Origin of the sequence: Microcoleus sp., assembly GCF_049646505.1 — a bacterium.
Taxonomy (GTDB): domain Bacteria; phylum Cyanobacteriota; class Cyanobacteriia; order Cyanobacteriales; family Microcoleaceae; genus Microcoleus.
Map to the genome: position 1 here is coordinate 1 of NZ_JBARVX010000068.1, position 9610 is coordinate 9610.

General features: G+C 47.2%; 7 protein-coding genes. 4 read left to right on the forward strand and 3 right to left on the reverse strand.

Going from position 1 to position 9610, the window contains the following annotated elements; all coding sequences use genetic code 11:
- Positions 1–303 precede the first annotated feature (303 nt).
- Positions 304–741: a DUF6918 family protein gene (locus tag WBA89_RS03575; RefSeq protein ID WP_424404159.1), complete on the reverse strand. Its 438-nt coding sequence runs from the start codon at positions 739–741 to the stop codon at positions 304–306.
- A gap of 291 nt (positions 742–1032) precedes the next feature.
- Positions 1033–1251 carry a hypothetical protein gene (locus WBA89_RS03580; protein ID WP_424404161.1) on the reverse strand — a complete coding sequence of 73 codons (219 nt, stop codon included), beginning with the start codon at positions 1249–1251 and terminating at the stop codon, positions 1033–1035.
- Between the two features lie 338 nt (positions 1252–1589).
- Between WBA89_RS03580 and WBA89_RS03585 the strand changes: the two genes are divergently transcribed.
- From WBA89_RS03585 to WBA89_RS03595, 3 genes are all read left to right on the forward strand, one after another.
- Complete coding sequence (locus WBA89_RS03585; RefSeq protein ID WP_424404163.1) at positions 1590–3152, forward strand: Ycf66 family protein; 1563 nt, start codon at positions 1590–1592, stop codon at positions 3150–3152.
- A 346-nt stretch (positions 3153–3498) separates the two neighbouring features.
- Positions 3499–4965 (forward strand): cobyric acid synthase CobQ, encoded by a 1467-nt coding sequence (cobQ, locus tag WBA89_RS03590; RefSeq protein WP_424404164.1) that lies wholly within the window; start codon positions 3499–3501, stop codon positions 4963–4965.
- A 269-nt stretch (positions 4966–5234) separates the two neighbouring features.
- The gene (locus tag WBA89_RS03595) at positions 5235–5471 is read left to right on the forward strand and encodes a 2Fe-2S iron-sulfur cluster-binding protein (RefSeq protein WP_424404165.1); all 237 of its coding nucleotides are present in this window, start codon (positions 5235–5237) and stop codon (positions 5469–5471) included.
- A 316-nt stretch (positions 5472–5787) separates the two neighbouring features.
- On the opposite strand, the gene WBA89_RS03600 is transcribed toward WBA89_RS03595, so the two are convergent.
- Entirely contained in the window at positions 5788–7128 is a 1341-nt protein-coding gene (locus WBA89_RS03600; protein WP_424404166.1) for a hypothetical protein, read from the reverse strand.
- Positions 7129–7721: 593 nt separating this feature from the next.
- On the opposite strand from WBA89_RS03600, the gene WBA89_RS03605 reads away from it, so the two are divergent.
- Positions 7722–9422 carry an ABC-F family ATP-binding cassette domain-containing protein gene (locus WBA89_RS03605; protein ID WP_424404167.1) on the forward strand — a complete coding sequence of 567 codons (1701 nt, stop codon included), beginning with the start codon at positions 7722–7724 and terminating at the stop codon, positions 9420–9422.
- Positions 9423–9610: the final 188 nt, after the last annotated feature.

Sequence of the window (9610 nt, forward strand, 5' to 3'; positions counted from 1 at the left end):
AGCCTCGCCTATCTGCATTACCAGGCAGAGCCTGGTAACGAGCCAACTGAGAAAGGCTATATTTCAATACGGTTCACTTAACATATTTATGCCCCGGAGATCCCCCTAAATCCCCCTTAAGAAGGGGGACGAAAGAGAGCATTCTTGTCCCACCCCCTACTCCCCTTTTAAGGGGTGTGCCAAGGAGAATGAGGTACGCTCCTAACTGAGAAAGGTTGTACTTTTCTTAAAAATTAACTGAGGCGGGAACTTCCCGCCTCGACAAGGATTTGAATTGGCGGGAAATTTCCACTAATTCAAGATTCAGATTGAACTATGTTTATTAATAATTTCGGCTAAATCCGGTACTCCCTTTTCCACGTAAGTCTTAGCTGAGGGGCGGAGTTTGCCATAGGCACCCTTAACAACTGCTCTTGTGCTGTTTTCAGCTTTTTTGTCACTGATTTGGAGCAATTGATCTGCTACTTCAGCTTTTCTTTGGGCGAGATATTCGACTGGGTTGCCATTGTTTACTGCTTCAGTCCACATCGGATCGAGTGCGATCGAGATTTCGGGCAGAAGTTGATCCACGACTTGAGCGCAATAGTCCGCCCGTATTCCTTTGACTGTAGAGTAGGCAGCTTTCAGAGCCAAACCGCCCAATCCCTGCGCTGCTGCAACTTGTTTCTCTATCAACTTTACACAGTCATCAACAAAATTGTCTCTATTGTTTTCATTCAATAGAATATCGCTAAGTGCCATTTCGCTCTCCTTCAATTAACGGTCAATGTCCTGATTAGCTTTGGGCTCCATCTGGGGAGCATAGATATATTTTGAGCCTTTACTGACAATTGCACAAGTATTTTAAGTTGTGAGTGTTTGTACTTGAAAACCTGGTGTTAATATTTGTCTAGTATGCGATCGCAATTATCGCAATTAATATCGGATATGCTAATTTTTATTTACTTACTGTTCGATCGAACTTATGAGTTGCCAACAGTCACTTGACAAAGAGAACAGCTCGCGCTTGCGCCTATTATTTTCCGCCTCCGATTAAGATTTGACGTTCGGCCTGAAGCGCGCAGGTACTGCAACCAGTGGAAGTTTCAGGGCTGGTGCCGGCAGGTCGATCGATCGCAATACAATATTTTTCGGTAAATTGGAGGCAGTGCTGACTCCGGCAAAAATTTGAAGCGATAAAGTTAAAGCCGCAGCTAACAACAATTTTTCCAACATGGCACTACCTCCAAATCTATCTATGCCCGAAGGCATACTTCCTCTTACACCTACACCTTACAGAAGAAGTTCTACCGCTAGTGCGATCGAACAAGCACACTTAAGTGACTGATATCACCGCTGAAGAGGGGGTGACACCAATCAGGGGTGAGAGGGAAGGAGAGGAAAGCGAGGGAGATTGGGGGATCGCGACAAATCTTCACGTTCGACCATCCACCCGTGAAATCCTTTAAATCCGTTCAATCGATTACACTCATCGGTTGCCGAACTTGTTTCCAAATAGAGAATTGTCCTAGAGAAAGAAGCCGTTGAGTGTCTCGCAAAGGTAGAATTAGCGCGTAGAAGTTATTTGACACAGCGGAGGTACCGACAAGATGCTTGCATACATTCTGGCGTTGGCGGTCGGTCTGGGCAGCTTCAGTATTTACATGGCGGCCTTCTTTTTTCCAGAAGTTCACCGCAAAAGTGATTTTACCTGGAGCGGGGTAGGACTTTTTTATGCGTTAATTTTATGGGCTTGTGCGGGGCGAATTACTGGTGCTCTCCTGCTGGGTCAAATGGCGGGGGTGGCCATGCTGGGCTGGTTCGCTTGGGAAACTCTGACTTTGCGACGGCTGGTAACGCCCGTTGCTCAGCAAACGCCGATTCCTAAGTCGCCGAATTTGACCGGGGCGGCGGGCGGGCCGCTATCAGGTTTGTTTGGTAAGAAATCAGAGCCCGCAGCGAAAAAACCTAAGTTTGTTCGATCGCCCAAACCGAAAACTGATGTGGTTCCAGCACCCGCTGCGAATGAAAGCCCGGTCAAGCTAGAAGAACAGCCGGCGACTCCCCCAATAGCTGAAACTATTGGCGAAAGCCCGATCGGCCCTGACTTGACAATTCCCGAAGAAAAAGCACCTGCAATTGCAGAGATACCAGTATTTCCCGTCGAAACTCCTGCTGCTGAGACTTCACCAGACCCAGCAGAATCAGCCAGCAGCTTCACTCCTCTACCTCCTCCTATAGAATTTTCAGAAATTGCCGCCCCAGCAACTGTGGAGCCAGCAGAAGCTCAGCCACAGCCTCAACAGCAGCCTGAAACAGACGATTTTGAGGAGATTTGGAGGGCGAAGGCTAAAGAGTCAGAGCCGGCAGCCCCGACGGCAGCCCCAACAACAGCCCCGACGGCAGCCCCAACGGCAGCTCCAACAGGCAAGTCAACTCCAGCCAAAGCAGCTAACAAATCCGGCGGTTTCGGAAGTTTGTTCGACAATATCAAAAATAGTCTCGGCGGTATCTTGGGGCTCGGTGGCGGTAAAAGCAAGTCTGAGGCAAAGACTCCGGCGACAACAGAGAAAAAGACTCCAGAGCCGATCGCGCCGGAATCTAAAACAACGGCAATTCCTGCACCGGATATCGATCGGATTCTCGAATCAGAATTAGCCGAAGCCGCCAGCGAAGCAGCAGCCGAAACCAGCAACACTGCCGTTGAAACCAGCCAAGCAGTGCCGTTTCCCACCGATGTGGAAACAATGGCCGATTTGATGGCGGCTCCAACGGCGAGTTCTGCAACAATAGAGGAAAGTTCGATCGGCGATCGAGATCCGTCGGCTGACAGCCAGACACCGCCCGCTGCGGTTGGTGAAACCGAAGCAGCAGCAAATGTACCGGAAGCACAAGCCCCAGAACCATCTCTCGAAATGACTGTGGTGGAAATGATTGCAGTAGCGCCGGTGGAAATCCCAGAATCGGGACAACCCGATGAGATGAGCGGGGTAGAAGTGGTTTCAGTAACAGTTGTGTCGATCGAATCCACAGAAAAACAACCCTCTTCCGAGGAAGAACCAGCGGAATTGATTCGCCCGACTCCCCCCACTTCCGAAATAGTAGAAACAGCCCAACCTGCCGCTGAATCCAAGTCGGAGAATCTATCCGACGAAGGTAAGCCCCCAGCTTGAGCAAAAAAGCAAAATGTAGAAACCAGAATTTTGACGATTCTGTTTTCTACCTTCTTATCTCCAGTCACGAAAATCACCCATCATAAAATGCGCCGCGAAAACGAAGAGTCTTCAAAGCCAAAAAATAGGTCAATCCTTGCAGGAGTCGTAAACTTTTTACCCCACCCCAACCCTCCCCGCAGGTTCGGGGAGGGAGTAAGAAATTCACAAATGATTTAGGATTGCTATAGGTCAATCAAAACTCTTCGTATTTACTACAAACGACTTTTATTGTGAGTGATTTACCGGACAGGATATTACTTCTAATTTCTATTTTGTGCCTTCTACCTTCTGGTTTTAAAATATTATGAAAGCAATTATGGTCGTGGGAACAACATCTCACGCAGGAAAATCTTTACTCGTTGCAGCACTGTGTCGAATCTTGGCTCGGCGCGGCTGGCGGGTAACTCCCTTTAAAGGTCAGAATATGGCGCTGAATTCCTATGTCACCGCCAGTGGCGGAGAGATGGGCTACGCTCAAGCAGTGCAAGCTTGGGCCGCGGGTATCCCGCCTTGGGTAGAAATGAATCCGATTTTGCTCAAGCCGCAAGGAGACATGACTTCTCAATTGATTGTCAAGGGCAAGGCGATCGCCAATGTGCGAGCCGCTCAATATTACGAGCAGTATTTCGATCTCGGTTGGCAAGCTATTCGGGAATCTTTAGAAGTTCTGGGTCAAGAATTTGACGCGATCGTCTGCGAGGGAGCCGGCAGCCCTGCTGAGATTAATCTCAAACACCGCGACTTAACAAATATGCGGGTGGCAAAATATTTAAACGCTCGGACTTTGTTAGTCGTTGATATCGATCGCGGCGGCGCTTTCGCTCACATCATCGGCACTTTGGAATTGCTCGATCCCGACGAACGGGCTTTAATTAAAGGATTCATTATTAACAAGTTCCGAGGACAAAAATCGATCTTAGATCCGGGGCTGACTTGGCTGGAAGAAAGGACGGGAATCCCGGTAGTTGGGGTGATTCCTTGGATAGACGAAGTTTTTCCCTCAGAAGATTCTCTCGATTTGCTCGATCGGCGTTCTCCCAACACTCAAACCGACCTAAACATTTCCATCATCCGCCTGCCCCGAATTTCCAATTTTACCGACTTCGACCCCCTAGAGTCGGAAACTACCGTCACAGTCAAATACATCAGCCCAAAAGAGCAGTTAGGCCATCCAGATGCCGTGATTTTACCGGGGTCAAAAACCACAATTTCCGATTTGCAGGTGCTGCGCCAAACAGGTATGGCAAAAGCTATTCAAAATTACTTAGTAGCTGGCGGTACAGTCATGGGAGTTTGCGGCGGCTTTCAGATGCTGGGACAAAGTATCAGCGATAAACAAGGGCTGGAGGGACAACAGGGAGAATTTGAAGGATTGGGATTGCTGCCGTTAAAAACTGCGATCGCCCCGAACAAAATTGCCCGCCAGCGTGTTGTAACATCTAACTATCCTCAACCGGGTTTACCAGTTTCCGGTTACGAAATTCACCAAGGAAGAACGCAAATGCTAGAGTCAGATTTGACTCAACCGCTATTTGACGATCCGACTTTAGGAACTGTCAACACTTCTCAATCAGTTTGGGGCACATACCTGCACGGCATCTTTGATAATGGAGCTTGGCGGCGAGCTTGGTTAAATCACCTGCGCCAGCAGCGGGGACTCCGCGCCTTGCCTACAGGTATTCCGAATTACCGCGAGCACCGAGAAGCTCTGTTAGAGACTTTAGCGGATACAGTGGAAAAACATTTAGATATGAACCAGATTTTAGGTTGATCGTGACATCAAATCCGGTTAAACAGACAATATTCCCTAGGGGCGGGTTCACCAACATTTTTCATACCAGCCAACAATACAAGTAAACCCGCCCCGCGCCAACAGAAACGCTCACTCAATCCGACACGAGATAAATTATATCAAATCCGGTAGCATCGGAATGATTCAGATATATATTCTCTCCCTCTGTGTACTCTGTGTACTCTGTGGTTAAATCATTCCGATGCAAGCGGAAACGATATTATTAGTGAAAGCGGAGTTAAAATTAAATGACAAAAATTGTTTTTTTACCGGATAATGTAACAGTAGAAGCAGAACCGGGAGAGCTTTTGCTAGATGTAGCAAAACGTGCGGGGGTTTCCATTCCTACGGGCTGTCTGATGGGTTCTTGTCACGCTTGCGAAGTAGAAATTGACGGCGGGGAGACAATTTGTGCTTGTATTTCCGGCGTGCCTTCGGGGAAAAAACAAGTTACCGTTAATCTGTATTTTGACCCGATTTGGTAATTAGGCAATTAGCCGTTGACAGTTGGCAGTTAGCAGTTGGTGGTTTGCTCGTTACCAGGCTCTGCCTGGTAATGCAGATCCGGAGGCTCTGCCTCCTTTGAGGAAGGCAACTTATATCAAATCCGTTAGCATCGGAATTATTCATTTCTATCTGATCTCTCTGTGTTCTCTGTGTTCTCTGTGGTTAAATCATTCCGATGCAACCGGAAACGATATTACAGGAGAGAGGACTGTAAAAGGTATTTAAGTTATTAAGTTTTCGATCCTTAGTTGACAGAAAAGCAGTTAACACTCTCCCAGACTTTATGCCAAACCTTTAATTATTTTGCCATTGTTGCTGTTTTTTACGAGCCGATTGCAGCCATTTTTGAGATTCGGGATAAACAGTGGTTCCGGGTTTGACGGATTCTAATTGATTGATAATTTGTTGCAACTGGCCCAGAGAGTTACCGGAATTTTGACTGGGAGAATTCACATTATTTTGCAAGTTGGCAAACAATGTTTTAGCTTCTTGCAAAGCTTTTGCCGAATCTTTTTCTGTTTGCAGTCTGATCTGCGTAATGCCTAAATTTTTTTGATATTCAGCGAGTTTAGTTTGAGCGTCGAGATAGCCCGGATTATCCACAGAAATTAATTTCAGTCGGTTAATTCCTTCTTCCCACAATCCTGCTATTTGCTCCCACTGGGCGGCTGGATGCGGCGGGTTTTGCGATGCTACAGCCGCTGAAAGTGCAAATTCTTTTGCTGCTTCGATTAAGTTGTCGGCGCGCGCGGAACCGGTGGCTACGCCGCCCATTGCTTGAAAGTCTCTTTCTGCTGCTTGGAGTTTTTGCTTAGCCGTTTTTCCGGCGAGGGTGTCGGCGGGAATTTGATTGAGTTGGTCGATCGCACTTTGCCAATTTTCACTCGCTTTTTGTCTGTCTGCTGCAGTTTTTGCTTGCTGGTACTGCTGTTTCGCCGCATTGAGACTTTCTTCGGCTCGATTTAACTCAGTAAAAGCATTTTTTTGCTGAAAAATTTGAGCATCCATCCGCCCCACATTTTTGCGGGCTGCTTGAAATTCATCGAATGTAAAGCGCCAAGTGCAGCCGACAAAAGAGCTGTACCTCTTTGGGTAATAGCCGAGAAACCACACAGGTAAAGCGTCTAGGTGTTTTTGAGCTTGTTTTGCTTTAGTTTCGCCCAAATCGAAATCAGCAACAGCAGTAGCTTTATTGATCAGTTGATCGGATTGTTCCACAAGGGCGATCGCCTGTCGGTAATTGTAATCCATACTGATAAAACTCGGCTGCAACAATATCGGCATTGTCTTCGCCACGGGCCAGCGAATCATCGGAAAAGGTAAGTTAATCAACCAAATTATGCCCGCCCCAGCGCCCAGCAAACCGCCAGCAAAGATGATTTTATTAAATAATCCGGGCGCGCGGTTGGCTTTGACAGCAGCTTTGAGAGCTTGTTCGCTGAAGTTGGGAAATTCGTCTTTGAAGGTATCGCGAATTTCTTCTTTTGATGCGAAAGTTCCGTTTTGCGATCGCAATTTCTCCAACCGCTTGATTACTATCCCCCGGTACACTGAACCCGCTAGCACATTACCAGCGGCGCACTTGTCAACTTCCGCCCGCAAAATGTCAAAAGCTCGATCGGTAAGACGCCCCATAAAACTCACCTATTCCTTTTGATTATTCTACAATTTGTCAGCCGAAATAATTGTTAAAATATATAAATTTCACCTAAAATATCTCAATTAATTTCAGGTCAAATGCTTTAATCATCTAATTTTGTTAGGAGTTACGCACAAGACTAAAGAAACTGGGTTTTTTACCCGATTTGTAGGCGAAAATGCAGGATTTTAGTAAAAAAACCCGATTTTTGTAAAACACCCGGTTTCTGACAGCCGCGATCAAATCTAAAATTAGCTCGCACTCATATCGTTTCCGATAGCATCGGAATGATTTAACCGCAGAGAACACAGAGTACACAGAGGGAGAGAATATATATCTGAATCATCCGGGTTTTTCAGGGATTTTTGGCTTTGTAGGAACTATTTTGCTAAAAAACCCGGTTTCTGCCTACCCTGCGTCCAAAATCTCAAATCTAAAATCCGAAATCCCAAATCTAAAATTCGATCGCCCATTCAAACCTAAAATCTTCCCAATGACTAAATTTAGTTAAAATTTGTTAAGATTAACTCGACCTCAGCGCCGGTATTCCATCCGCCGCTAAACCAGCCCTTCCCCAGTCTCGATAATAATGCTGCGACTCGAACACATCAGTAAAATTTACCCCACAGGCGTCGTACTCAAAGATGTCACCTGGGAAGTCAAACCGGGCGATCGCATCGGCTTAGTAGGCGTTAACGGTGCCGGCAAATCCACCCAACTCAAAATCATCGCCGGCGAAATCGAACCCACCTCCGGCGAAGTCATTCGCCCCGCCAGCCTCCACATCGCCTACCTCTCCCAAGAATTTGAAATCGATCCCACCCGCACCGTCAAAGAAGAATTTTGGCGCGCCTTCAGCGAAGCCAACGAAGTTCACGAATCTTTGATGCAAGTCCACCGAGACTTGGAAAACTCCACCCCAGAAAATCTCGACCAACTGATCGACAAAATGGATCGGTTGCAACGGCAATTTGAAGGCTTAAACGGCTACGGTTTAGAAGCCCAAATCGAGAAAATTCTGCCCGAAATCGGATTTGAGATGGAAGATGGCGATCGATTAGTCAGCGCCTTCAGCGGCGGCTGGCAAATGCGGATGAGTTTGGGCAAAATTCTCCTCCAAAAACCCGACATCCTGCTGCTAGACGAACCTACCAACCACCTCGACTTAGAAACGATCGAATGGCTGGAAGTATACCTCAAAGGGCTGACAACCCCGATGGTAATCGTATCCCACGACCGCGAATTTCTCGATCGGCTCTGCACCCAAATCGTCGAAACCGAACGCGGCGTTTCCAGCACCTACCTCGGCAACTACTCATCCTACCTGCAACAAAAAGCAGAAGCCAGAGAAGCCCAACTCAGCGCCTACGAAAGCCAGCAAAAAGAACTAGAAAAACAGCAAGCCTTCGTTGAAAAATTCCGCGCCAGCGCCACGCGCAGCACCCAAGCCAAAAGCCGCGAAAAACAATTAGACAAAATCGAACGCATCGAAGCCCCCACCGGCGGCTTAAAAACCCTGCATTTCCGCTTTCCCCCCGCCCCTCGCAGCGGCCGGGAAGTCGCCATAATTGAAAACTTGGTGCACACCTACGGCGAAAAAATCCTATTTTTGGGAGCAGATTTATTAATTGAAAGAGGCGATCGCATAGCATTTCTCGGCCCCAACGGCGCAGGCAAATCAACCCTATTGCGCCTGATTATGGGTTTAGAACAACCAACCGAAGGCACGGTTAAAATGGGAGGCCACAACGTCATCCCCGGTTACTTTGAACAGAATCAAGCTGAAGCCTTAGACTTGAATAAAAGCGTGATGCAAACCATTCACGACGAAGTACCCGACTGGAAAAATGAAGAAGTTCGCACCTTATTGGGGCGGTTCTTATTTACCGGCGAAACAGTATTCAAACACGTCGGCGCTCTCAGCGGCGGAGAAAAAGCCCGTCTAGCTTTAGCAAAGATGCTGCTGGAACCCGTGAACTTGCTAATTTTGGACGAACCGACAAATCACCTCGACATTCCCGCCAAGGAGATGATGGAAGAGGCAATTCAGAACTACGACGGCACCGTAATCATCGTTTCGCACGATCGCTATTTTATTTCCCAAGTCGCCAACAAAATAGTAGAAGTTAGAGACGGAGAGTTTCGGACTTATCTGGGAGATTACCATTACTACCTCGATAAAATAACCGAAGAAAAAGAACACGCCAAGTCAGCAAAACTTGAAGCAGAGAAAAGGGCTAAAAAAGCTGACAAAGAAGCCAAGAAAAAAGCCGCAGCCAAACAAAAGTAAAGTCTCAACAACAAGGCGATCTCAAATGCTGTGGTATCGGCATCGATTTCACAGCGTATTCCAGGTTTGTGAAGTGCACACTCCTAACCGGGTTTCTTGTGCGCTTCTCGCATGATTACTGATGCTGTTCTGTGAAACCCGGTTTCTCGCTCTCTACATCTACATGGAATATGTTCTATAGCCTTTCT

What these genes read in the sequence shown, in the direction of transcription:
- WBA89_RS03575 (WP_424404159.1), bottom strand. Translation starts at nt 741, where the DNA reads ATGGCACTTAGCGATATTCTATTGAATGAAAACAATAGAGACAATTTT.
- WBA89_RS03580 (WP_424404161.1), bottom strand. Translation starts at nt 1,251, where the DNA reads ATGCCTTCGGGCATAGATAGATTTGGAGGTAGTGCCATGTTGGAAAAA.
- WBA89_RS03585 (WP_424404163.1), top strand. Translation starts at nt 1,590, where the DNA reads ATGCTTGCATACATTCTGGCGTTGGCGGTCGGTCTGGGCAGCTTCAGT.
- cobQ (WP_424404164.1), top strand. Translation starts at nt 3,499, where the DNA reads ATGAAAGCAATTATGGTCGTGGGAACAACATCTCACGCAGGAAAATCT.
- WBA89_RS03595 (WP_424404165.1), top strand. Translation starts at nt 5,235, where the DNA reads ATGACAAAAATTGTTTTTTTACCGGATAATGTAACAGTAGAAGCAGAA.
- WBA89_RS03600 (WP_424404166.1), bottom strand. Translation starts at nt 7,128, where the DNA reads ATGGGGCGTCTTACCGATCGAGCTTTTGACATTTTGCGGGCGGAAGTT.
- WBA89_RS03605 (WP_424404167.1), top strand. Translation starts at nt 7,722, where the DNA reads ATGCTGCGACTCGAACACATCAGTAAAATTTACCCCACAGGCGTCGTA.